The following is a 23,944-nucleotide window of genomic DNA, read 5'->3' as shown; positions in this document are numbered from 1 at the left end:
TGCGACCATCTTCAGACGGACACGGCGCCGGGCCGGGAATCTCCCGGGGCACTCGTACGTTGTGACCAGTGACGGAATCCGTATCGACGTAAGGAACCGATGACCTCCTCTTCTTCCCCTTCCCAGGACAACAAGCGCCTCGCGCACAGCTACCCCGAGGGTCTTCGGGCCGATGCCCTGATGGAAGAGGACGTCGCCTGGAGCCACGAGATCGACGGAGAGCGGGACGGCGAGCAGTTCGACCGCTCCGACCGCGCGGCTCTGCGCCGTGTGATCGGCCTCTCCACCGAGCTCGAGGACGTCACCGAGGTCGAGTACCGACAGCTCCGCCTGGAGCGGGTCGTCCTCGTCGGCGTCTGGACCACGGGAACCCTTCAGGACGCGGAGAACTCCCTCGCGGAGCTCGCCGCGCTGGCCGAGACCGCCGGCGCCCTCGTCCTCGACGGTGTCTTCCAGCGCCGCGACAAGCCCGACCCGGCGACCTTCATCGGTTCCGGCAAGGCCCTGGAGCTGCGCGACCTCGTCATCGAGTCCGGCGCGGACACGGTCATCTGCGACGGTGAGCTCAGCCCCGGCCAGCTCATCGCCCTGGAGGACGTCGTCAAGGTCAAGGTCATCGACCGTACGGCCCTGATCCTCGACATCTTCGCCCAGCACGCCAAGTCCCGAGAGGGCAAGGCACAGGTCGCGCTCGCGCAGATGCAGTACATGCTGCCGAGGCTGCGAGGCTGGGGTCAGTCCCTGTCCCGTCAGATGGGCGGCGGCAAGGGCGGCGGCCTCGCCACCCGTGGTCCCGGTGAGACCAAGATCGAGACGGACCGGCGTCGTATCCGCGAGAAGATGGCGAAGATGCGCCGGGAGATCGCGGACATGAAGACCGGCCGCGACATCAAGCGCCAGGAGCGCCGACGCAACAAGGTGCCGTCGGTCGCCATCGCGGGCTACACCAACGCCGGCAAGTCCTCGCTGCTCAACCGCCTCACCGGCGCGGGCGTCCTGGTCGAGAACGCGCTGTTCGCGACCCTGGACCCGACCGTACGCCGGGCCGAGACCCCGAGCGGCCGGATCTACACGCTGGCCGACACCGTCGGCTTCGTCCGGCACCTGCCCCACCACCTGGTCGAGGCGTTCCGCTCCACCATGGAGGAGGTCGGCGACGCCGATCTGATCCTGCACGTGGTCGACGGCTCGCACCCGGTCCCGGAGGAGCAGCTCGCGGCCGTGCGCGAGGTGATCAGGGACGTCGGCGCCACCGGAGTACCCGAGATCGTCGTGATCAACAAGGCCGACGCGGCCGACCCGCTGGTGCTCCAGCGGCTGATGCGGAACGAGAAGCGCTCCATCGCCGTCTCGGCCCGCACCGGCCAGGGCATGACCGAGCTGCTCGCGCTGATCGACAACGAACTGCCCCGGCCCTCGGTCGAGGTCGACGCGCTCGTGCCGTACACCCACGGCAAGCTGGTCGCCCGTGCGCACGACGAGGGCGAGGTGCTCTCCGAGGAGCACACCGCGGAGGGCACGCTGCTCAAGGTGCGCGTGCACGAGGAACTGGCGGCGGATCTCGCGCCGTACGTCCCGGCCACGCTCAACTGACCCGCGCGGAAAGCGAAGGAAGGCCCGTCCCCAGTGAGGGGACGGGCCTTCCGCGTACACCCGGCCCGTTGTCGCGGACCGGCGTGCTCGGCGGGTCGGTCAGTGACCTGACCGGCGTGCTCGGCCGGTCACCAGCGACCTGACCGGAGTACGCGTCGAGTCGTCACGACCGGCCCCCGCGTACGAGGCCGTCACCGGCCGGCGTACGCGAGGGTTTGTCGGGGTCGTCACCGGCCGGCGTACTTCTCGCTCACCTTGTTGAACACGCCCTCGGCGACATCGCCGAGGCGCGGACCGGCCAGCCAGCCGCCGGTGATCGGGCCGATGGAGGTGTTGGAGACCAGCGCGGGCTTGCCGTCGGAGCCCGCGGCCACCCAGCCGCCACCCGAGGAACCGCCCGTCATGGTGCAGCCGATCCGGTACATCGTCGGGTCGGAGTCGTTCAGCGACAGCCGGCCCGGCTTGTCCTCGCACTGGTGCATCGTCTGACCGTCGAACGGGGCCGCCGCCGGGTAACCGGTCGCGGTGATGCTGTCCACCTCGGGCACGGCAGGGGCGTTGAAGTCGACCGGCAGCGCCGAACCGACCGTCTCCTCCAGGGACTTGCCCGAACCGCCCTCCTCCGGCGTCACATGGATGACGGCGAAGTCGTAGGAGGCGCCGTCACCGCCGGTCGCGCCGCCCTGCTCGATCCACTGGTCGGAGGTCTGCACCCAGTCGCCCCACCAGACACCGTACGGAGCGACCTGCTCCTTGGCGGTGCTCTCGTTCTCCATCTCCTTCGCCGACAGGCCCGAGTCGTTGTACGACGGCACGAACGCGATGTTGCGGTACCAGCCGCCGCTCTTGCCGGCGTGCACGCAGTGGCCCGCCGTCCACACCATGTTGGACTTGCCGGGGTTGGCCGGGTCCTGCACGACGGTGGCCGAGCAGACCATCGTGCCCTGGGGGGAGTCGAAGAAGACCTTGCCCGCCACGGGAACGGCGGAGTGGTACGGCGTCGAGACGGCCTGCGCCTCCACCGGTTCGGGGGTCGGGTCCGTCACGCCCTGGTCACCGGAGATGTCGTTCTCGTCGACACCCTTGTCCGGCTGCTCGGCGTCCCGCATCCGGTCCGGGTCCCAGAGGTCCGCGATGATCGGGTTGATGAATTCGTCGGCCTCGCGCAGCCAGTCGTCCTTGTCCCAGTTCTTCCAGGCGCCGTTGCGCCACTTGTCGATGTCGATCCCGTGTTCCTTGAGACGGTCCTTGATGTCGTCCGGGATCTTGATCTTGTCGTCGCCCGCCACCGCGGTCGCAGACGGGTCGCCCCCCGCCGTGTCGTCGCCCGACTCGCAGGCGGTGGCGGTGAGCGCGAGGGCCGACACGAGGGCTACGGCCGCCAGGACAGGGGAGGTCCGGCGGCGGGCGCCTGCGCCTCCTCGGCGAGCGGTGGTCGACGGCCGTATGGATCGCATGTGCTGACTCCCCCTGATGTGGACGAACGTGGCGCTGCACGCCAAGTGCCGCGCTGAGCACGGCTTCCTGGAACGGCACCCCACACTATGCCGTCGCCGTGGGCGACTTCCGACGGAACGGCAACGGTTCGGATACAAGCCGCCTGACCTGGGCAGGCCTTCGAGCGGGCGCTTCCGCGAGGTTGCGCGGCGCGCGTGCGTACCTGCGCGCCGCACGAGTTCATCCGCATCTCCTCGCACCTCTTTCGCACTCTTTCGCACCTCCCTCGCACCTCTTCGTCCACGCGCCCGGCGGGTGCCTGTTCCGAGCGGTCCTGCGGCCTCCGGCCCTTGGCTCACACGGCTCGGGTGCACTGCACGGCTTCCCGGCGGTGGCTCCCGGGCCGACACACCGCCGGTGATCTTGCGCAGACCCGTAACTACGTGGCCGATGCGGGGTTGGTAGGGGTGGGCGGGCGATTCGAACGTGGCCGGGGGCGGGTTCGTGGATCACCGAGGCGGTTGGCGCCTGGTGGTTCGTAACGGGCCGGAACACCTGACAGCGGGCGAATCGACCTGAGGCCGGAACGCCGCCGAACGGGCTGGACGGCCGACATGCCGAGTGGACTTCGCTGCCGGAACACCGGCCTGCAGGCGCGAACTCGGCGGATCCGCGGGGAAGCCGGGCCGGGCAGGTCTGGACAGGCCATGGGTGTCGGACCCGTGGCGGGTGGGGAGCGCGAGCGAGGTCTCGCCTCCGGACAGCGGGAGGACGGAGCACCGTGACCGTGACCGAGGGGACTCCGCGCAGCCGCACGGCGCGCGAACCGGCGGCGCACACCTATGCGCAGGCACTGCCGATCGTGCCCGTACGCGCGCGTGGACTGACCATCGAAGGCGCCGACGGCCGCCGTTACCTCGACTGTCTCTCGGGCGCCGGCACACTCGCCCTCGGACACAACCACCCGGTCGTCCTGGAAGCCATCCGAAAGGTCCTCGACTCGGGCGCGCCCCTCCATGTCCCCGACCTGGCAACCCCAGTCGAGGACGGCTTCGTCGCCGAACTCCTCCACACCCTCCCGCCCGGCCTGGCCGACCACGCACGCGTGCGGTTCTGCGGCCCTTCCCGTGCGAGCGCCTTGGAAGAGGCGCACCGGGTGGCCCGCGCCGCCACGGGCCGCACGGACGTCCTCACCCTCGATTCCACCGCGCCCACGCCCGCGCTCGGTCCGCGTCCGCGCGCGGCCGCCCGGCCCGACGGGCCCCCGTCTCCTGTCCCGCGCCCCGGGGGCGAACTCAGTACCCCCTGGCCAGAGTCCGCCCACCCGGCCGGGGTGATCGTCGAAGCCGTCCGCGGCGACGATGGCGTCAGTCCCACCCCGGACGCATGGACCCGAGAGGTCCGTCGCCTCGCGTCCACCCGGGCCGTCCCGCTGATCGCCGACGAGACCGAGACCGGCGTCGGCCGAACCGGCGTCTTCTGGGCCGTCGAACACAGCGGAGTCACTCCCGACCTGATGATCCTGTCCAAGGCCGTCGGCGGCAGCCTGCCCCTGTCCCTTGTCGTCCATCACACCGACCTCGAACCCGGCGCCCCGGCCCCGACCGCCCGCGGCAACCAGCTGGCCATGGCCGCCGGCACGGCCACCCTCGCCCACGTCCGCGAGCATCACCTCGCCGAACGGGCCGCCCTCCTGGGCCACCGGATGCTGACCCGTCTCGGCGAGCTCGCCCGGTCCTTCCCCTGCATCGCCCCTGTGCGCGGCAGGGGCCTGATGACGGGCATCGAGTTCCTGCCGCTGGAGGCAGAGGTAGGGGTGGGGCGTGAACCGGCCTCGGCCTCGGAGCCGGGCTCGGACCCCAGGCGCCCTGCCGCCGCCGCACTGGCCGCAACCGTCCAACGCGAGTGTCTGGACCGAGGCCTGATCGTCGGCCTCACCGGCACCCACTCGCACGTCGTACGGCTGCTCCCACCCCTGACCATCAGCGACGAACAGACCGCTGCCGTACTCGACCGGCTCTCCGAAGCGGTGGAGGCAGCCGCCCGTCACCCCGTGACAGACCACCCCCGAGGCATCTCCTTCTGAGGAACCCCTTGAACATCACCTCCAGCCCTCACGCCGTCTCCTCCCAACCCCCGACACCCCCGCCCCCGCCCCTGTCCGACCGCGCCGACGACCACACCGCACTCCCTCGCCAGCACACCCCGGCCGCCGAACTCGCCGAACTCCCCGAGCCCCTCGACCAACCGGACCCGTACCTCGCTGCCCAGGCCGCAGCCACGGACGCACTCCTACGGTGCTGGGTCCGGGAGGCCGGGCTCACCGCCCCCGAGGACGGTGTCCTGCGCATTCCGCTCCCGGCGACGGGCACCACTCTGCTGGCCCCCGTGCGCTACTGGTCCCCGACCGGCTGCCACCGCTTCGGCCGGCCGTCCCTGGCCGAGGCACCCGTCCACGCCCCCTCGGTCGACGCGGTCATGCTCGCCGCCCTGCTCGGCAGGGAGACGAACGGCGACGGGACCGCCGCCGCGGGGCCGGCCACAGCCGAGGCCGCCGACCTCGTCGCGCGCGTCGCCGACTCGGTCCGCCGCACGGCCACGTTCATCGGTGAAAGACGGGCACACCCCACCGACGGACCGGACCTCTTCCTCTCCGCCGAGCAGGCCCTCGTGCTCGGCCACCCTCTCCACCCGACCCCGAAGAGCCGCGAGGGGCTCACGGATTCCGAAAGCCGGCTCTACTCACCCGAGTTGCGCGGCTCCTTCCCACTGCACTGGATCGCCGTCTCACCTTCCGCCCTCGCCATGGACTCGGCCTGGACCGAGCGAGGCCGTCCCGTTCCCGCGACGCGGCTCACCGCCCGCCTCGCCGGACCGGGCCTGGAGCTGCCCGACGGCTGCGCCGCACTGCCCCTGCATCCCTGGCAGATGCGGGAGATCCGCGACCGACCGGACATCGCACCCCTGTTCGCAGCCGGACTGCTCAAAGACCTGGGCCCGCACGGCGCCCCATGGCATCCCACCTCCTCCGTACGGACCGTGCACCGCACCGGCGCACCCGCCATGCTCAAGCTGTCGTTGGCGCTGCGGATCACCAACTCCCGCCGCGAGAACCTCCGCAAGGAACTCCACCGGGGTGTCGAGGTCCACCGCCTGCTGCGCGGTGGCGTGGCCGGGCGCTGGCATGCGGCCCACCCCGGCTTCGACATCGTCCGGGACCCGGCCTGGCTCGCCGTGGACGGGCCGGACGGCGACCCCGTACCGGGACTGGACGTGGTGATCCGGCACAACCCCTTCGCGCCGTCGGACGACGTCAGCTGCGTCGCCGGGCTCCTCGCTCCCCGGCCGCGGAAGCAGGCGGACCCGCGGGGCGGCGACTCCTCGGAGCCCGGCAGCACGGTGATGACGTCCCGGCTCGCCGAGGTGGTCGCCCGGCTGGCCGGCCGCACCGGCCGTTCCCGGGGAGCGGTGGCCGCCGAGTGGTTCCTGCGCTACCTCGAGCAGGTCGTCCGTCCCGTGCTGTGGCTGGACGCCGAGGCCGGCATCGCCCTGGAAGCCCACCAGCAGAACACGCTGCTCCTGCTGGACGCCGACGGCTGGCCCGCGGGCGGCCGCTACCGCGACAACCAGGGGTACTACTTCCGCGAGTCCCGGCGCGCCGAGCTCGACGGGCTGCTCCCCGGGATCGGCAAGCTCAGCGACACGTTCGTCTCCGACGAGGTCACCGACGAGCGCTTCGCCTACTACCTCGCGATCAACAACGTGCTCGGACTCGTCGGAGCGTTCGGCTCGCAGCGCCTCGCGGACGAGCGGCTGCTGCTCGCCGCGTTCCGCCGCTTCCTGGAGGGCGTCGCCGCCGGTCCCACGCGGCTGCGCACCTCCCTGCCCGGCCGACTGCTCGACTCGCCCGTCCTGCGCTGCAAGGCCAATCTCCTCACCCGGCTGCACGGCCTCGACGAACTCGTGGGCCCCGTGGACACCCAGTCGGTCTACGTCACCATCGCCAACCCCCTTTCTCCATGACCGGCATCGCGTCTCCTCCCCCTGCTGCTGAACACCGGCCCCTTTCGCGTCCGAGGACCATGCCTCGTCCCGCCTCCTGAGAGGAGCGTCGCCGTGTCTCCCGTCGACCCCGGTGTGAACCCCGGCCCCACCTCCGTCACCCGGCTCCCCGAGAGGTGCGGCCCGGCGCTGGGAACGGACGTCGAGGACACCCTCGACCTACGGCTGCCCGACGACTTCCTCGCGGGTCTCTCCCTCGCTGCCGGTGCAGCCGCCGTCCCCGTTGCCGAGGCGGGCACGGCGGGGGAGACGGACGAGGCCTTGGCGCGAGAAGTCGCCGAGGACCTGCCTCCCAGGCACGACCTGCTGGACCGGGTCCACACATGGGGCTCGATCGCCACCACGGCAGGCGTGTTCCAGTTGGTCCCCGTACACCTGGAACGGGACCTGCCCCTCGTCGCGCGGTGGATGAACGACCCGGCCGTCGTGACGTTCTGGGACCTCGCCGGCCCACCGTACGTGACCGAACGGCACCTGGCAGGGCAGCTCGCCGGCGACGGACGCAGCGTCCCCTGTCTCGGTGTGCTGAACGGCAGCCCGATGAGCTACTGGGAGATCTACCGGGCCGACCTCGATCCCCTGGCCCGTCACTGTCCCGTCCGCCCGCACGACACCGGTATCCACCTCCTCATCGGCGGCGTCGCCGACCGGGGACGGGGGCTCGGCAGCGTTCTTCTCCGAGCCGTCGCCGACCGCACGCTCGACCGCCGCTCCGCCTGTGCGCGCGTGATCGCCGAGCCCGACCTTCGCAATACGCCTTGCATCGCCGCCTTCCTCACCGCGGGCTTCCGGTTCGCCGCCGAGGTCGACCTTCCCGGGAAACGGGCCGCCCTGATGGTTCGGGACCGGTCGCCGCGCCATCTGCCGTAACCATGTGCGACAGCGTCGTCACTCCTGGTACACCGTCCGGTGGCCCCCGACCAACCACGAGCCTCCATCGACCACCCCCGTCCGCACACACCCGCTCACGCACAAGAGACCCACTGCCTTGATCCCACCCCTCGCATCACCCGCGATCACCCGTTTGTCAGTGCCGAGCCGTAGGGTGGTCGCGCTATGACGAAGCCCTCTCTCCCCGAACTCCTGCACGCCGCCGTCGCCGCTGTCGGCGGTACGGAGCGCCCCGGCCAGGTGGCCATGGCCGAAGCCGTCGCGGAGGCGATCGACGACGGCTCCCATCTGCTCGTCCAGGCCGGCACCGGCACCGGAAAGTCACTCGGCTACCTCGTGCCCGCGCTCGCGCACGGGGAGCGGGTCGTCGTCGCGACGGCCACACTGGCTCTCCAGCGCCAGCTCGTGGAGCGGGACCTGCCGCGCACGGTGGACGCCCTGCACCCGCTGCTGCGCCGCCGCCCGGAGTTCGCGATGCTCAAGGGCCGGTCGAACTACCTGTGCCTGCACCGTCTCCACGAGGGCGTGCCGCAGGACGAGGAAGAGGGCCTCTTCGACCAGTTCGAGGCCGCGGCGCCCACCAGCAAACTGGGCCAGGACCTGCTGCGGCTGCGTGACTGGTCGGACGAGACCGAGTCCGGCGACCGCGACAACCTCACGCCGGGTGTGTCCGACCGCGCCTGGGGCCAGGTGTCGGTCTCCTCGCGCGAATGCCTCGGTGCCACGAAGTGCGCGTACGGCGCCGAGTGCTTCGCCGAGATGGCGCGTGAACGGGCCAAACTGGCGGACGTGGTCGTCACCAACCACGCCCTGCTCGCGATCGACGCCATCGAGGGCGCCCCGGTGCTGCCCCAGCACGAGGTGCTGATCGTCGACGAGGCCCACGAACTCGTCTCCCGTGTCACCGGCGTCGCCACCGGCGAACTCACCCCCGGGCAGGTCAACCGGGCGGTGCGCCGCGCCGCGAAGCTCGTCGACGAGAAGGCCGCCGACCAGCTCCAGACCGCCTCGGAGGGCTTCGAGCGGCTGATGGAGCTGGCGCTGCCCGGCCGCCTTGAGGAGATCCCCGAGGATCTGGGCTACGCGCTCATGGCACTGCGCGACGCCTGCCGTACGGTCATCTCCGCGATCGGCGCCACCCGCGACAAGTCCGTCCAGGACGAGGACGCGGTCCGCAAGCAGGCGCTGGCCTCCGTGGAGACGGTGCACGACGTCGCCGAGCGGATCACGAACGGCTCGGAGTGGGACGTCGTCTGGTACGAGCGCCACGACCGCTTCGGCGCGTCCCTGCGGGTGGCTCCGATGTCGGTTTCGGGGCTGCTGAGGGAGAAGCTCTTCAACGAGCGCTCGGTGACGCTCGCGTCGGCCACGCTGAAACTGGGCGGCGACTTCAACGGCGTGGGAGCGTCCCTGGGGCTTGCCCCGGAGGGCACGACGGGTGACGACGCGCCGCCGTGGAAGGGCGTCGACGTGGGCTCGCCGTTCGACTACCCCAAGCAGGGCATCCTGTACGTCGCCAAGCATCTGTCGCGCCCCGCGCGGGACGGCGAGCGCGGCGACATGCTGGACGAGCTGACCGAGCTCATCCAGGCCGCCGGCGGCCGTACGCTCGGCCTCTTCTCCTCCATGCGGGCCGCCCAGCTGGCCGCCGAGGAACTGCGCTCGCGCATCCCGGAGTTCCCGATCCTGCTCCAGGGCGAGGAGACCCTGGGCGAGCTGATCAAGAACTTCTCGGCGGACCCGAGGACCTGTCTCTTCGGCACGCTGTCCTTGTGGCAGGGCGTCGACGTCCCCGGCCCGAGCTGCCAGCTCGTCGTCATGGACAAGATCCCGTTCCCGCGCCCCGACGACCCGCTGATGAGCGCCCGCCAGAAGGCCGTGGAGGAAGCGGGGGGCAACGGCTTCATGGCCGTCGCGGCGACCCACGCCGCCCTGCTCATGGCCCAGGGCGCGGGCCGCCTCGTACGCGCGACGGGGGACCGGGGCGTGGTCGCCGTACTCGATCAGCGGCTGGCCACGGCCCGCTACGGCAGCTATCTGAAGGCCTCGCTGCCCGATTTCTGGTACACGACCGACCGCAATCAGGTGCGGAAGTCGCTGGCGGCCATCGACGCCATGGCGAAGCAGACGGAAGGCGGATGATCGTGGCGGGTGGCCTCGTTCCTGCACAGGGACAGACCGCCCGCCCCGATTCGAAGCCCCAGTGCCAGTTGCCGCTCACCTCTCAGCGGCACCTGTCACCGGTCATCCGTCGCCGGTCATCCGTCGCCGGTACGGCGGTCGCAGGTCGTGTCGCCCGGTTGATGCGCCCCGCCCCGATCATCCGGCAGAGGTCCTGCCCTGATCAGGTCGGAAACCGGTTACCGATATCAGGCCAGAAACCGGTTACCGACCCCGGACAGCACAGGGCCCCGGAACCGGCGCAGAGGTTCCGGGGCCCGGTCAGGGAGGCGGGTTGCCGTCGGGCCCGCCGGCCGGTGGGCTCAGACGCGACGCAGGACGGCAACCACCTTGCCGAGGATGGTCGCGTCGTCGCCCGGGATGGGCTCGTAGGCCGCGTTGTGCGGGAGGAGCCAGACGTGCCCGTCCTCGCGCTTGAAGCGCTTCACGGTGGCCTCTCCGTCGAGCATGGCGGCGACGATGTCGCCGTTCTCGGCGACGGGCTGACGGCGGACCGTGACCCAGTCGCCGTCGCAGATCGCGGCCTCGATCATCGAGTCGCCGACGACCTTCAGGACGAACAGCTCGCCGTCGCCGACCAGCTGCCGCGGCAGGGGGAAGACGTCCTCGACGGACTCCTCGGCGAGGATCGGGCCCCCCGCGGCGATCCGGCCGACGAGCGGGACGTACGACGCGGCCGGCTTGCCCGCGGTGTCGGTGGGCTGCACGGTCGCCGCCTGGTCGGAGCCGCGTACCTCGTACGCGCGCGGACGGTGCGGGTCGCGGCGCAGGAAGCCCTTGCGCTCCAGGGCCATCAGCTGGTGCGCGACGGAGGACGTGCTGGACAGGCCGACCGCCTGGCCGATCTCCCGCATGGACGGCGGGTAGCCGCGGCGCTGCACGGAGTCCCGGATGACCTCGATCACCCGGCGCTGACGGTCGGTGAGTCCGGAGCTGTCGGCCCGGATACCTGGAGGTCGGCCCGGCAGGGAGCGCTTGTGCCCTTCGGGGTTCGCGGTCTCGTTCATCGCATGCACCGGCTCGACTCGGCCCTGGGAGCGGTCCTGGGCGGTCATGGTGGCACTGTCTGTGGTGGTGGTCACGTCGGCCCCTCTCGATTGTCTCCCTGCCCGGACAACGGTAGTTGCTTTCGAAAGGTTGCGCCAAACACACGTTCGAGTGAAAAAACGCGTTTCGCCTGACGTGATCATGTGTCCGGGTGTATCGGCTGACGCGCCGCCTGGCGAGCGAAAGGGCCCGTCGTTGTACTCTTCACCGCCGAGGCTCGCCCTCGTGGGGGCGTGCCCCAGTCTGCCATCCGCCGCCCTGTCGACCGGGCACCGGCCCTCGCCTCGCGCGGGAGTCCCGCATCTCCTCCCTGCGGCGCCCACGGTATCCCTGAAACCGCCCCGCCTGGCCGGAGAGCCGCGTCCCGGCCGTGTCGTGCCCGGAGTCCGGCCGCGCCGCGCTCCGGCCCTCGTGCGGGCCGCTGGACGCGACACGCGGCTCTCGCTGCATGTATGCGCCATTCCCTACATCTAGTGGTTGGATTGCGGCAGCAGCCCATAAGTTGTGGTCCCCCGGGTCTCCAGGCCCTCCGACATCACCTATGCTTGTGGCTGCTCCGAGGGGCCCAAGGGGCTCCTGGGGCTATTGAGTCTGCTGTGAGGAGGGTTGGGAGTTCCATGCACTGCCCCTTCTGCAGGCACCCCGACAGCCGGGTCGTCGACAGTCGTACGACGGACGACGGCACGTCGATCCGCAGGCGCCGCCAGTGCCCCGACTGCTCCCGTCGTTTCACGACCGTGGAGACGTGCTCGCTCATGGTGGTGAAGCGGTCCGGAGTCACCGAGCCCTTCAGCCGTACGAAGGTCATCAACGGCGTGCGCAAGGCATGCCAGGGACGGCCTGTCACCGAGGACGCGCTCGCCCAGCTCGGCCAGCGGGTCGAGGAGGCGGTGCGGGCCACCGGAAGCGCCGAGCTGACCACCCACGACGTGGGTCTGGCCATACTCGGACCGCTCCAGGAGCTCGACCTCGTGGCCTACTTGCGCTTCGCGTCGGTCTACCGCGCGTTCGACTCGCTGGAGGACTTCGAGGCGGCCATCACGGAGTTGAGGCAGGCGAACCGCCCCGGCGCGGACGACGAGGACCGCGGGGAAGCGGACGCGGGGAGCCAGGAAGACGAGCGCGGGAGCGGGGAGATCGTCCAGGTCCCCGAGCCCGCCGGCACCGCCGACTGACCGACGGGCCGGACCGGACGCACAGTCCGGGCCGGCCGGGTCGAGGCGGCAAGGGCCGGCCGGTCGACGGCGGCCAGGAGAAGACCTGTTGCGGGCGGTACGCGGGTGCCCGCAACACCAGACAGAACACCGTGCCACGGGAACATTCGAGGCACTTCAGGGCGTTTACGCCCGTACAGGGAGGCGGCATGACAGAGACGGCGAGCGGTCCGGCACGAGGTTCCCGAGCGAAGGGCGCCAAGGCCACCAAGGGACTGCGTATCGAGCGCATCCACACCACCCCCGGCGTGCACCCGTACGACGAGGTCCAGTGGGAGCGCCGTGACGTCGTCATGACCAACTGGCGCGACGGCTCGGTCAACTTCGAGCAGCGTGGCGTCGAGTTCCCCGACTTCTGGTCGGTGAACGCGGTCAACATCGTCACCAGCAAGTACTTCCGTGGTGCCGTCGGCACCCCGCAGCGCGAGACCGGTCTCAGGCAGCTGATCGACCGCATCGTGAAGACGTATCGGAAGGCCGGCGAGGACTACAAGTACTTCGCCTCGCCCGCCGACGCCGAGATCTTCGAGCACGAGCTGGCGTACGCCCTCCTGCACCAGATCTTCAGCTTCAACAGCCCCGTCTGGTTCAACGTCGGCACACCCCAGCCGCAGCAGGTGTCCGCCTGCTTCATCCTGTCCGTCGACGACTCCATGGAGTCGATCCTCGACTGGTACAAGGAAGAGGGCATGATCTTCAAGGGCGGCTCCGGCGCCGGCCTGAACCTCTCCCGCATCCGCTCCTCCAAGGAGCTGCTGTCCTCCGGCGGCAACGCCTCCGGCCCCGTCTCCTTCATGCGCGGTGCCGACGCGTCCGCGGGAACCATCAAGTCCGGTGGCGCCACCCGCCGCGCGGCCAAGATGGTCATCCTCGACGTCGACCACCCCGACATCGAGGACTTCATCGAGACGAAGGTCAAGGAAGAGGAGAAGATCCGCGCCCTGCGCGACGCGGGCTTCGACATGGACCTGGGCGGCGACGACATCACGTCCGTCCAGTACCAGAACGCCAACAACTCGGTCCGCGTGAACGACGAGTTCATGAAGGCGGTCGAGAGCGGGGGCAAGTTCGGCCTGCGCGCCCGGATGACCGGCGAGGTCATCGAGGACGTCGACGCCAAGGCGCTCTTCCGCAAGATGGCCCTGGCCGCCTGGGCCTGCGCCGACCCGGGCATCCAGTACGACGACACGATCAACCACTGGCACACCTGCCCGGAGTCCGGCCGTATCAACGGCTCGAACCCCTGCAGCGAGTACATGCACCTGGACAACACGTCCTGCAACCTCGCCTCGCTGAACCTGATGAAGTTCCTCAAGGACGACGGCAAGGGCCACCAGTCCTTCGACGCCGAGCGCTTCGCCAAGGTCGTCGAGCTCGTCATCACCGCGATGGACATCTCCATTTGCTTCGCGGACTTCCCGACGCAGAAGATCGGCGAGAACACGCGCGCGTTCCGCCAGCTCGGCATCGGCTACGCCAACCTCGGCGCCCTGCTGATGGCGACCGGCCACGCCTACGACTCCGACGGCGGCCGCGCCCTCGCCGGTGCCGTCACCTCGCTGATGACCGGCACGGCCTACCGCCGCTCCGCCGAGCTGGCCGCGGTCGTCGGCGCGTACGACGGCTACGCCCGCAACGCCGACGCCCACAACCGCGTCATGAAGCAGCACGCCGACGCCAACGGCCAGGCCGTCCGCATGGATGACCTCGACACGCCGATCTGGGCCGCCGCCACGGAGGCCTGGCAGGACGTCCTGCGCCTCGGTGAGAAGAACGGTTTCCGTAACTCCCAGGCGTCCGTCATCGCCCCGACCGGCACCATCGGTCTGGCGATGTCCTGCGACACCACCGGTCTCGAGCCCGACCTCGCCCTGGTCAAGTTCAAGAAGCTGGTCGGCGGCGGCTCGATGCAGATCGTCAACGGCACCGTCCCGCAGGCCCTGCGCCGCCTGGGTTACCAGGAGGAGCAGATCGAGGCGATCGTCGCCCACATCGCCGACAACGGCAACGTGATCGACGCCCCCGGCCTCAAGCACGAGCACTACGAGGTGTTCGACTGCGCCATGGGCGAGCGTTCCATCTCCGCGATGGGCCACGTCCGCATGATGGCCGCGATCCAGCCCTGGATCTCCGGCGCCCTCTCCAAGACCGTCAACCTGCCGGAGACGGCGACGGTCGAGGACGTCGAGGAGGTCTACTTCGAGGCCTGGAAGATGGGCGTCAAGGCGCTCGCGATCTACCGCGACAACTGCAAGGTCGGCCAGCCGCTCTCCGCCAAGAAGAAGGAGGACGAGAAGGCCGAGGTGACCGCGAAGACCGAGGCGACGATCCGTGAGACCGTCGAGAAGGTCGTCGAGTACCGCCCGGTCCGCAAGCGCCTCCCGAAGGGTCGTCCCGGCATCACCACCTCCTTCACCGTCGGTGGCGCCGAGGGCTACATGACCGCCAACTCCTACCCGGACGACGGTCTCGGCGAGGTCTTCCTGAAGATGTCCAAGCAGGGCTCGACCCTCGCGGGCATGATGGACGCCTTCTCCATCGCCGTGTCGGTGGGCCTGCAGTACGGCGTGCCGCTGGAGACGTACGTCTCGAAGTTCACCAACATGCGCTTCGAGCCGGCCGGTATGACGGACGACCCGGACGTGCGGATGGCCCAGTCGATCGTCGACTACATCTTCCGCCGCCTGGCGCTCGACTTCCTGCCCTTTGAGACCCGCTCCGCCCTCGGCATCCACTCCGCCGAGGAGCGTCAGCGTCACCTCGAGACGGGCTCCTACGAGCCGCTGGACGACGAGGACGTCGACGTCGAGGGCCTCGCCCAGTCGGCGCCGCGCACCCAGGAGCTCAAGGCCGTCGCCGCTCCGAAGGCCGGGACCGAGCCGGCCGAGCCCGCGCCGAAGCAGGCCCACACCAGCGCCGAGCTGGTGGAGATGCAGCTGGGCATCCAGGCCGACGCCCCGCTCTGCTTCTCCTGCGGCACCAAGATGCAGCGGGCCGGTTCCTGCTACATCTGCGAGGGCTGCGGCTCGACGAGCGGTTGCAGCTGATCCGCTGAGCAGTGAGTGAGAAGGGGCGCCGGTCCAGTACCGGCGCCCCTTCTCGGTCTTCGTACCGCGTTCTCGGTTTCCGTGCCGCGCCTGTGCCGGTCCCGCTCCGCTCACGTGCCCATGCGCCCGGCGTCGACCCGTACGCTCCGCCCATGGATCTCTCACGGCGACACGACGGTGACATCCGCGCGCTGACCGGCGCGTCCCGCGCGGCCGCGCTCGACGTACTCGTCGAGGGCCTCCGCGCGGCGGACCCCCTTGTCCGGGACGACGGCGCGTATGCCACGGCCGTACGCTGGATACCCGTACTGGAGCGCGCCGAACGGCAGTGTCTGGGTGACCGGATGGCCGCGTACTTCACCGACCCGGCCGTACAGGCGCGGACGTTCGCGCCACTGGTCCTGGCCCGGATCGTCGCGGCGGGCGACTGGCTGGAGGCGTGGTGGAGCCCCTTCGCCGAGTGGTACCCGGCCGAGACGGACCTGCGCGGCCATGACGCCGAACTGGGCTGGCTGCACGCGGCCGCGCACGGAGCCGATCTGCTCGCGGCGCTGGCCCGGCACCCCGGTCAGGACCCGTCGCGGCTCGCGGACCTCGCGGTCGCCCGGCTGCTCGCGCCCACCGGGCACCTCTTCGACGCGCAGGAGGACGACCGCCTGGCGTACGCGCTCGCGCAGATCCTCAGTCATCCGGACCTCGGCGCGGAGGAGGCCACCGCGTGGCTCGTGCCGGTCGAGAAGGCCTTCAGGACGGGCGAACCCGGCCCGGTCCCGCCGTGGGTGTCGAACACCATGCGGACCCTGCGGATGGTCTACCTGCTGGCCGACCGGGGCCTGCGCACCCGTAACACCGACGAACCGGCGCACGAGGTGAACCACCGGGAGGCCGTCCTCGAGGCGGTCGCGGCGACCCTCGCCGTCGTGGCGCCCTACACCGGATGACACCGGCCGCTCGTACGGGGTGACGGACGCGGGTGCCGTACCCCGGCGGAGAAGACCACTCGCCCAGGGCCGCTCCGAGCGGTCAGAGACGCCTCAGGGCGCCCATGGAGGGGATGAACGCCGCCGGGTCGTCCTCGAAGGCGTGCAGGCCCGGCTGGAAGTCCCAGTTGCCGGCCTCGTCACGGATGAACTCGGCGACGGTCACGGCGGTCGCGCCCAGGACCGTCCCGAAGTCGTCCACGGCGAGGTCGGTGTACCCCTCACGGATCCTCAGGCCCGGGTTGGCGACCGTGACGAAGGTCCGCCCGGCGGGCCGCTGCTGGAGGATGACACCGACGACCACGCGCGCGTAGCGCGCATCGAGGCGGTCCAGCTCGAAGATCATGACCTCGTCCCAGCCGAGGCCCTTGCCGTCCTTGCTGTCCCGGTTCAGATGGATCGTGCCGTCGGGGGAGCGGCTGTCGAAGTGGACCACGTAGGCGGGATCGCCGTACGGCGCGTCGCGCAGATAGGCCGCGGACACCAGGTCCAGGTCCGTGGGCGGCTGTCCCGCTGGGCTCGGATCCCACTTCAGAGCCACCTCGACCTTGTGGATGCCCTTGATGAGGTCGCTCACCGAACTCCCCTTCCCCGTTTCGTCTGCGGACCCAACTTCCCTGCGATGGAAGCCGGTTGCCATCCTGTCACGTCCACGCGTACCGCCGCCGGTGAGCTCTGTGGACGAGCGCGACCCTCGCCACGCTCCATGGCCTTACCATGGCGCGGTGCTGGTCAAGTGGATTCGCTGCACCGTGGTGGACCGCCGCGGTTTCGAGCGCGGGCAGCGGAAATGGGCGGGGCTTCCCGGCGAACCGGGTTTTCGCGGGCAGGGCGGCGGCTGGAGCCGGGGACGGCCGTCGGTGGCCCATGTCTTCGCCTTCTGGGAGAGCCGCGCCTTCTACGACTCCTTCATGGCGCGCTCCCACGACCGGCTCGCCGCGTCCCAGACCGGCACCTTCAAGGACGCCCAGGTCAGGCTGTTCGAGTACCGCTTCGACGTGAAGACCGGCTTCGAGCCGCGCTTCACCGACGCGGACCTGATAAGGGTCGCCCTGTGCCGTGTCCATGAGCAGCGCGTGGACAACTTCACGCTGATGCAGGAGAAGGTCTGGAATCCGGCGATGGCCGGTTCGCCCGGCATGATCCGCGGGCTGTTCGCCGAGGCGCCGGGACACGAGTTCATGGTCCTGTCGATGTGGCGGTCGGCCGCCGAGCACGGAAAATACCGGACCGAGCGGGTGGAACGGCTCGCGCTGCGCGCCCAGACCGAGGCCGACGTGGCCGCCCTCACGGGAGACATCGTGGGACTGGAGCCCTCCTGGACGGTGTGACGGTTCCTCCGTCGCCGCGCGAGGCGACCGCTTCCCGCCGGCCACGTCTCCACGGCCGCCACGGTCGTCACGCGCCCACGAGTGCCGTGTGCGCACAGTGGTGTCCACGGGTGTGCGGATGGTGTGACCTACGCCGTATGGAGCCCGTACCAGTGCTCTGTACGGCCTCGCTCGATCTAGGGTTTTGGCATGGCACGACCACGGCGCATCATCCTTGTCCGGCACGGCGAGTCAACCGGCAACGTTGATGACACCGTCTACGAGCGCGAGCCCGACCATGCGCTCGCCCTCACCGAACGCGGCTGGCGGCAGGCCGAGGAGAGGGGCAAGCACCTGCGCGAACTGTTCGGCCGCGAACACGTGAGCGTGTACGTCTCCCCCTATCGCCGCACGCTCGAGACCCTCCGCGCCTTCCACCTGGACCCCGAACGCATACGCGTGCGCGAGGAACCACGGCTGCGCGAGCAGGACTGGGGGAACTGGCAGGACCGCGACGACGTACGGCTCCAGAAGGCGTACAGGGACGCCTACGGTCACTTCTTCTACCGTTTCGCCCAGGGCGAGAGCGGCGCCGACGTCTACGACCGGGTGGGCGGCTTCCTGGAGAGCCTGTACCGCAGCTTCGAGGCCCCCGACCATCCGCCCAACGTGCTGCTGGTGACCCATGGCCTGGCCATGCGGCTGTTCTGCATGCGCTGGTTCCACTGGTCGGTCGCGGATTTCGAGTCGTTGTCCAATCCCGGGAACGGAGAGATGCGGATGCTCGTTCTCGGAGACGACGACAAGTACACGCTCGACCGGCCATTCGAACGTTGGCGGGATCCTGAGCCGTACGGGATCACCGGATAGGGTGGCAGGGCGATGACCGCTGATTCCTCTTCCCAAGGGCGCTTCGAGCGCGCCCTGTCCAGCCTGCGCGGACTGACGGTGGGTGACGCGCTGGGCTCGCAGTTCTTCGTGCCGGTGAACTACCCGCTGCTCAAGCGCCGCGAGCTCCCGGACGGCCCGTGGCAGTGGACGGACGACACGGAGATGGCCTGCTCCGTGGTGGCCGTGCTCGCCACCCACCACCGCATCGACCAGGACGCCCTGGCCCTGTCCTTCGCCGAGCACCACGACTTCGACCGGGGTTACGGGCCCGCCGTCAACCGCCTCCTGCGACTCGTCCGGGAGGGTGGCGACTGGCGCGAACTGGCAGCCGAGCTCTTCAACGGCCAGGGGTCCTGGGGCAACGGCGCCGCGATGCGCATCGCGCCGCTGGGCGCCTGGTACGCGGACGATCCCGAGCAGGCCACCCACCAGGCGGAGATCTCCGCCTACCCCACGCACCAGCACCGTGAGGCCGTGGTCGGCGCCATGGCCGTGGCCGCCGCGGCGGCGCTGGCCGGTGCGCCCAGCGGGCCGCCGAGCCCCGAGTCGCTTCTCGACGACGTGATCGCCCTCGTGCCCAAGAGCGCGGTGGGCGCCGGGCTGCGCCGCGCCCGGGACATGCTCGACTACGCCGACGCGGCCACGGTCGCCGCGGTGCTGGGATGCGGACGGCGTACGTCGGCTCACGACACCGTGCCCTTCGCCCTCTGGTCCGCCGCCCGCAGTCTCGGGGACTACGAGCAGGCGTTCTGGACCACGGCCCAGGTCGGCGGCGACGTGGACACCACCTGCGCGATCGTCGGTGGAGTGCTCGCCGCGGGGAAGGCCGGGGCGCCGCCCGCCGCCTGGGTGGACCGGACCGAGGCGGTACCGGACTGGGTGCCGACCGGCGCTTAGCGGGCCGGGCGGGCTTGACCCTCGGCCTACCGAGCCTTGGTGTGTCTGGGGGAGAGCCCTGTCCGAGTCCTGGCGTGTCCGCGGGAGTGCACCGTCCGAGTCCTGCACTTGAGAACTCTCCGTGTCGGCTGGGAACCCTCCGTGATTGCCGGGCGTTGTCGGGGTGGGCGCTGCACGAGATGGGTGCATGCGGATACCGGACGACGGTGGCGGTGGGGGTGATCGGGCATGGAGTCGCTGTGGGTGCTGACGGTGATCGTGCGCTGCGCGGTGGCCGCGGCGATGCGCCGGAGCGGGCGAACGGCCGTGCCGTCCGCGGTCGTGCGGACGGCGCCGTGGGCGATACGGTCCGGCAGCCCTGGGCGTCTTCCTGCGACGCCCGTCGACGGACTGCCGGGACCAGACCGGGGTGTTCCTCCGTCAGCCGCCCATCGGCCCGGCGTTGCCCGCCAGCGCGTCCAGGTCGCTCTTGCGGAACCGCACCACCAACACGGCGGTGACCAGGGCGAGTACGGCCATCGCGGCGGCCGGGACGAAGGAGGCCGCGATGCCGTGCGAGAGCACCTCGTGCCCCCAGGGCGCGGGCAGTTGGTGCGTCTGGGCGAACTGCGCCTTCTGCTCGGCCGTGCCGTCGGCCATGAAGTCCGGCAGCTGCTTCTTCGCCTCATCAGCGCTGGCCGTGCCGAAGACGGTGGTCAGGATGGACAGACCGAGCGAACCGCCGACCTGCTGCGTGGCGTTGAGCAGCCCGGACGCGGCACCTGCCTCGTGCTGGGCGACTCCGGAGACCGCGGTCACCGTCACCGTCACGAAGATGAGCCCCATACCGAAACCGAACACCAGCATCGGCCCGAGGACCCCGCCCGCGTACGAGCTGTCCGGGGTGACGAGGCTCTGCCAGGCGAGACCGGCCGTCACCAGGGCGGAGCCCGTGATCATGAACGGCTTGGGCCCGAGGGTGGGCAGGAACCGCTGCGACAGCCCCGCGCCGACCGCGATCGCAACCGTGACGGGAAGGAAGGCCAGGCCCGCCTTGATCGGGCTGTAGCCGAGCACGTTCTGCACGAACAGCACGATGTAGAAGAACATGCCGAACATCGCCGCGGCCAGGCACAGCATGATCACGTACGTGCCGGAGCGGTTGCGGTCGGCGAACATCTTCAGCGGGGTGATCGGCTCCCTGGCCCTCGTTTCGATGAAGACGAACGCGAGCAGCAGCACCAGGGCGGCACCGAAGGAACCGAGCGCCAGTCCGTCGCGCCAGCCGTCCTCCGCCGCGCGGATGAAGCCGTAGACCAGCGAGGCCATACCCAGGGTCGAGGTCAGCGCGCCGGCGATGTCGAAGCGGCCGGGATGCCGTTCGGACTCGCTGATGTAGATCGGCGTGAGGACGGCGATCAGTACGCCGATGGGCACGTTGACGAAGAGGACCCAGCGCCAGTCGAGCCACTCGGTGAGCATGCCGCCGGCGAGGAGACCGACGGCGCCACCGCCCGCGGAGACCGCGGCGAAGACGCCGAACGCCCGGTTGCGCTCCGGGCCTTCGGGAAACGTGGTCGTGACCAGCGCCAGCGCGGTGGGCGAGGCGATCGCGCCACCCACACCCTGGAGGGCGCGTGCCGCGAGCAGCTGCCAGGGTTCCTGGGCGAGTCCTCCCAGCAGCGAGGCGAAGGTGAAGAGCAGGATGCCGGCCAGGAAGACCCGGCGGCGGCCGAGGATGTCACCGGCGCGTGCGCCCAGAAGCAGCAGCCCGCCGAAGGTGAGCGTGTAGGCGCTGACCACCCAAGTGAGATCGGTCGTGCTGAAGTCGAGAGCGCCTTGAATGTGCGGGAGCGCGATGTTCACAATCGTCGCGTCGAGGACCACCATGAGCTGGCAGGCCGCGATGACGGTGAGCGCGATGCCGGGATGCCCCGCCCGGCGTGCCTCACCTCGTTTCTGGTGCTGAGTCAATTGAGAGGTCGTCACCATGGGTCCCCCACAAATGCCTTAGTGAACGATGGCGTTCACTGTTGTGTCCACGGTAGTGAGGCCCTTGTAGGGAACGCAAGCGTTCACTGGCGCCGCCTCGGCGCGTCGATTCCCCCGTCCCCGCAAGGTGACGCGTCCCCGTTGTCCCGGACCGCTTCCGGGATTCCCCGCTTCTGTTCGCTGGAGAGACTCGATGGTTACCTCGCCCTGGAGGGCCGTCCCCGCTCGGCCGGCCTCGGTCCGTCGGCGCGGCGCGGTACTCGAACGCGCGATCCTCGACGCCGCCCTGGAGCAGCTCGGCACGGTCGGCTGGAAGGGCCTGACCATGGAGGGGGTCGCTGCCGGCGCCCAGACCGGGAAGGCCGCCGTCTACCGTCGCTGGCCCTCCAAGGAAGACCTCGTCGTCGACGCGCTGCAGGCGGGACTGCCCCGGCTGGAAGGAGTGCCGGACCTGGGCGGCGTGCGTGAGGATCTGCTGGCCCTGTGCCGCCAGGCGCGGGACGCGATGTACTCCCGCCCCGGGCACGCCTTGCGCGCGGTCATTCACGAATGTGATCCCACTCAGGTCGAGCGCTTCCGGGGGGTGATCTTCGCCTGGGTCGTGGAGCCGACGATCAAGCTGCTCCGAGAGGTCATCACCCGTGGAATAGAGCGAGGAGAGGTGAGGGGCGACGCGGCCAACGGCTATGTCTTGGACGTCATTCCGGCGATGATGATGTACCGCTCGAAGATGTGCGCGAGTGAATGGAACGACGTGGATCTCGAGGAACTCATCGACCTGCTGATGATGCCGCTGCTGCGGCCGGTCGCTCTCTGACAGGCTCCCCCGGCCGCTGGGAGCTTCACGGGGAAACCGGGGTGTCGCGGGGGCTTCCGGGCGTCGTAGGCTAAGGGCGTCATGGCGTACGAACCACCTACTCACACCGTCGAGCGCTCCCTTCGAGCCACGACCGGAGCGAAGATCGTCGCTGGTGTCGACGAGGTGGGGCGCGGCGCTTGGGCCGGCCCCGTCACCGTCTGCGCGGCGGTCACCGGTCTTCGCCGGCCCCCCGAAGGTCTCACCGACTCCAAACTCCTCACCGTCAGGCGGCGGACCGAGCTCGCCGGAGAACTCCAGAAATGGGTGACCTCCTACGCGCTGGGTCACGCCTCTCACGAGGAGATCGACCGGATGGGCATGACGGCCGCCCTGCGGCTGGCCGCGGGGCGCGCTCTGAACGCCCTGCCGGTGCGCCCCGACGCGGTCATCCTCGACGGCAAGCACGACTACCTGGGCGCCCCGTGGCAGGTCCGCACGGTGATCAAGGGCGACCGCTCCTGCGTCGCCGTCGCCGCGGCCTCGGTGATCGCCAAGGTCCAGCGCGACAAAATGATGGCCGAACTGGGTGGCGAACATGCACACTTCGGTTTTGCGGACAACGCCGGGTATCCGTCGCCCGTGCACAAGGCCGCGCTGGAGGAATGGGGGCCCACTCCCTTCCACCGGCTGTCATGGGCGTATCTTGATGCGCTGCCCCAGTGGCGGCACCTCAAGAAGGCCCGCAGCTGGGCGGACGGAAGCGCTCCGGAAATCGAGGGTCAGCTCGGCTTCGATTTCTGACGGTTCCGCTCGCACGTATGTGCCACCCGCTGACGCGAGCCGCACCAACGTTTGATAGACATCAGCTCATGCCTCTCATCCCCGAGGAGCCTCAGATTCACGAGAGTGCCCAGGGTCCCCGCGCCACGCCGTCCAGCGGCCGTACCGCGCCGACCCCCCGCCCCGTACCCGGCCCCCGCCCCGTGGCGCCGCCGCGCCCCGGTCGCCCGGGACCGCTTCGGCCCACGCCGCCGGCCCAGCGCACCCCGCGCGACGTGGCCACCGTCAAGCCCGGTCCTTCGGGCCCGGCGACCCCCACCGCTTCCGGCAAGGCTTCGGCCGCGCCGCAGATCCAGCTGATCCCGGCCTCCGCCGAAGGCGCGCTCGACGCCGCCGACGAAGCCGTGGACATGCTTCTGGACTCGGGCCGAGCCCCGGGTGACGTTCTGGTGATCACCACCGGAGAACAGCACCCGTGGGCCGCGCACGAGCTCTCCTTCGGAGAGACCGCCTACTGGGCTCTGCACGACTCCGGCGACGACGTCTTCTACGCCGACGCCTCGCACGTCGGCCGTGCGGCGACCAGGTCCGTGGTCGTGGTCGCGGTCAACGGCGGGTCCGACGCCGCGGCCGCCCGGACGCTGCCGCTGGCCCTCACCCGGGCCGGTGCCCTGCTGGTCGTCTGTGGCGACCCGCAGCAGATCAACTCGGTTCTGGGCGCGGGCGTCTGATCCCGTCCTGAGACGTTCGGGACGAGACGGGGCGACGAGGCCGCTGTCTCGGCCGTCACCTCACAAGGGCCGAGGCACGGACGACCGGAAGCGCGCTGAAGCGTGCCTCCGTT

At 70.4% G+C, this 23,944-nt stretch carries 18 protein-coding genes; 14 read left to right on the top strand and 4 right to left on the bottom strand.

What is annotated here, in order from left to right:
• Positions 1-99: 99 nt before the first annotated feature.
• Positions 100-1,593, top strand: coding sequence for a GTPase HflX (hflX, locus tag ACFYR0_RS15375; protein ID WP_389326948.1), 1,494 nt, complete (start codon positions 100-102; stop codon positions 1,591-1,593).
• Between the two features lie 227 nt (positions 1,594-1,820).
• Here the strand turns inward: hflX and ACFYR0_RS15370 are convergent, their stop codons facing one another.
• Positions 1,821-3,050, bottom strand: coding sequence for a trypsin-like serine peptidase (locus ACFYR0_RS15370; RefSeq protein ID WP_389326945.1), 1,230 nt, complete (start codon positions 3,048-3,050; stop codon positions 1,821-1,823).
• 761 nt (positions 3,051-3,811) lie between these two features.
• Between ACFYR0_RS15370 and ACFYR0_RS15365 the strand changes: the two genes are divergently transcribed.
• The 4 genes from ACFYR0_RS15365 to ACFYR0_RS15350 all read left to right on the top strand — a co-directional run bounded on the left by ACFYR0_RS15365 (position 3,812) and on the right by ACFYR0_RS15350 (position 10,125).
• Complete coding sequence (locus tag ACFYR0_RS15365) at positions 3,812-5,116, top strand: aminotransferase class III-fold pyridoxal phosphate-dependent enzyme (protein WP_389326942.1); 1,305 nt, start codon at positions 3,812-3,814, stop codon at positions 5,114-5,116.
• A gap of 8 nt (positions 5,117-5,124) precedes the next feature.
• Positions 5,125-7,053, top strand: coding sequence for an IucA/IucC family protein (locus ACFYR0_RS15360; protein WP_389326940.1), 1,929 nt, complete (start codon positions 5,125-5,127; stop codon positions 7,051-7,053).
• Between the two features lie 93 nt (positions 7,054-7,146).
• Entirely contained in the window at positions 7,147-7,962 is an 816-nt protein-coding gene (locus ACFYR0_RS15355) for a GNAT family N-acetyltransferase (protein ID WP_389326937.1), read from the top strand.
• A 186-nt stretch (positions 7,963-8,148) separates the two neighbouring features.
• Positions 8,149-10,125: an ATP-dependent DNA helicase gene (locus ACFYR0_RS15350; RefSeq protein WP_389326934.1), complete on the top strand. Its 1,977-nt coding sequence runs from the start codon at positions 8,149-8,151 to the stop codon at positions 10,123-10,125.
• Positions 10,126-10,466: 341 nt separating this feature from the next.
• Here ACFYR0_RS15350 and lexA read toward each other — a convergent pair whose 3' ends face one another.
• Complete coding sequence (gene lexA, locus ACFYR0_RS15345; protein ID WP_386382726.1) at positions 10,467-11,246, bottom strand: transcriptional repressor LexA; 780 nt, start codon at positions 11,244-11,246, stop codon at positions 10,467-10,469.
• 582 nt (positions 11,247-11,828) lie between these two features.
• Between lexA and nrdR the strand changes: the two genes are divergently transcribed.
• The 3 genes from nrdR to ACFYR0_RS15330 all read left to right on the top strand — a co-directional run bounded on the left by nrdR (position 11,829) and on the right by ACFYR0_RS15330 (position 16,413).
• Positions 11,829-12,386, top strand: a complete 558-nt coding sequence (gene nrdR, locus ACFYR0_RS15340; protein ID WP_389326931.1) for a transcriptional regulator NrdR — start codon at positions 11,829-11,831, stop codon at positions 12,384-12,386.
• Between the two features lie 188 nt (positions 12,387-12,574).
• Positions 12,575-15,472, top strand: a complete 2,898-nt coding sequence (locus ACFYR0_RS15335) for a vitamin B12-dependent ribonucleotide reductase (protein ID WP_389326928.1) — start codon at positions 12,575-12,577, stop codon at positions 15,470-15,472.
• Positions 15,473-15,624: 152 nt separating this feature from the next.
• On the top strand, positions 15,625-16,413 hold the full coding sequence (locus ACFYR0_RS15330; RefSeq protein WP_389326926.1) for a DUF2785 domain-containing protein: 789 nt from the start codon (positions 15,625-15,627) through the stop codon (positions 16,411-16,413).
• An 82-nt stretch (positions 16,414-16,495) separates the two neighbouring features.
• On the opposite strand, the gene ACFYR0_RS15325 is transcribed toward ACFYR0_RS15330, so the two are convergent.
• The gene (locus ACFYR0_RS15325) at positions 16,496-17,029 is read right to left on the bottom strand and encodes a TerD family protein (RefSeq protein WP_389326923.1); all 534 of its coding nucleotides are present in this window, start codon (positions 17,027-17,029) and stop codon (positions 16,496-16,498) included.
• Between the two features lie 148 nt (positions 17,030-17,177).
• On the opposite strand from ACFYR0_RS15325, the gene ACFYR0_RS15320 reads away from it, so the two are divergent.
• From ACFYR0_RS15320 to ACFYR0_RS15310, 3 genes are all read left to right on the top strand, one after another.
• Entirely contained in the window at positions 17,178-17,783 is a 606-nt protein-coding gene (locus tag ACFYR0_RS15320) for a YdbC family protein (protein ID WP_389326920.1), read from the top strand.
• Positions 17,784-17,972: 189 nt separating this feature from the next.
• On the top strand, positions 17,973-18,632 hold the full coding sequence (locus ACFYR0_RS15315) for a histidine phosphatase family protein (protein ID WP_389326917.1): 660 nt from the start codon (positions 17,973-17,975) through the stop codon (positions 18,630-18,632).
• Positions 18,633-18,644: 12 nt separating this feature from the next.
• Positions 18,645-19,550, top strand: coding sequence for an ADP-ribosylglycohydrolase family protein (locus tag ACFYR0_RS15310; RefSeq protein WP_389326914.1), 906 nt, complete (start codon positions 18,645-18,647; stop codon positions 19,548-19,550).
• Positions 19,551-19,970: 420 nt separating this feature from the next.
• On the opposite strand, the gene ACFYR0_RS15305 is transcribed toward ACFYR0_RS15310, so the two are convergent.
• On the bottom strand, positions 19,971-21,521 hold the full coding sequence (locus tag ACFYR0_RS15305) for an MFS transporter (protein WP_389326911.1): 1,551 nt from the start codon (positions 21,519-21,521) through the stop codon (positions 19,971-19,973).
• 193 nt (positions 21,522-21,714) lie between these two features.
• On the opposite strand from ACFYR0_RS15305, the gene ACFYR0_RS15300 reads away from it, so the two are divergent.
• The 3 genes from ACFYR0_RS15300 (at position 21,715) to ACFYR0_RS15290 (ending at position 23,831) form a co-directional block, all read left to right on the top strand.
• Entirely contained in the window at positions 21,715-22,338 is a 624-nt protein-coding gene (locus ACFYR0_RS15300) for a TetR/AcrR family transcriptional regulator (RefSeq protein WP_389326908.1), read from the top strand.
• 81 nt (positions 22,339-22,419) lie between these two features.
• A complete protein-coding gene (locus ACFYR0_RS15295) occupies positions 22,420-23,121 on the top strand; it encodes a ribonuclease HII (RefSeq protein ID WP_389326905.1) in 702 nt (233 codons plus the stop codon).
• A gap of 68 nt (positions 23,122-23,189) precedes the next feature.
• The gene (locus tag ACFYR0_RS15290; protein WP_389326902.1) at positions 23,190-23,831 is read left to right on the top strand and encodes a hypothetical protein; all 642 of its coding nucleotides are present in this window, start codon (positions 23,190-23,192) and stop codon (positions 23,829-23,831) included.
• The last annotated feature ends 113 nt before the right edge of the window (positions 23,832-23,944 follow it).

It is taken from the genome of Streptomyces sp. NPDC005017 (assembly GCF_042873115.1).
Classification (GTDB): domain Bacteria; phylum Actinomycetota; class Actinomycetes; order Streptomycetales; family Streptomycetaceae; genus Streptomyces.
This window is presented reverse-complemented; position numbering and strand designations above follow the sequence as displayed.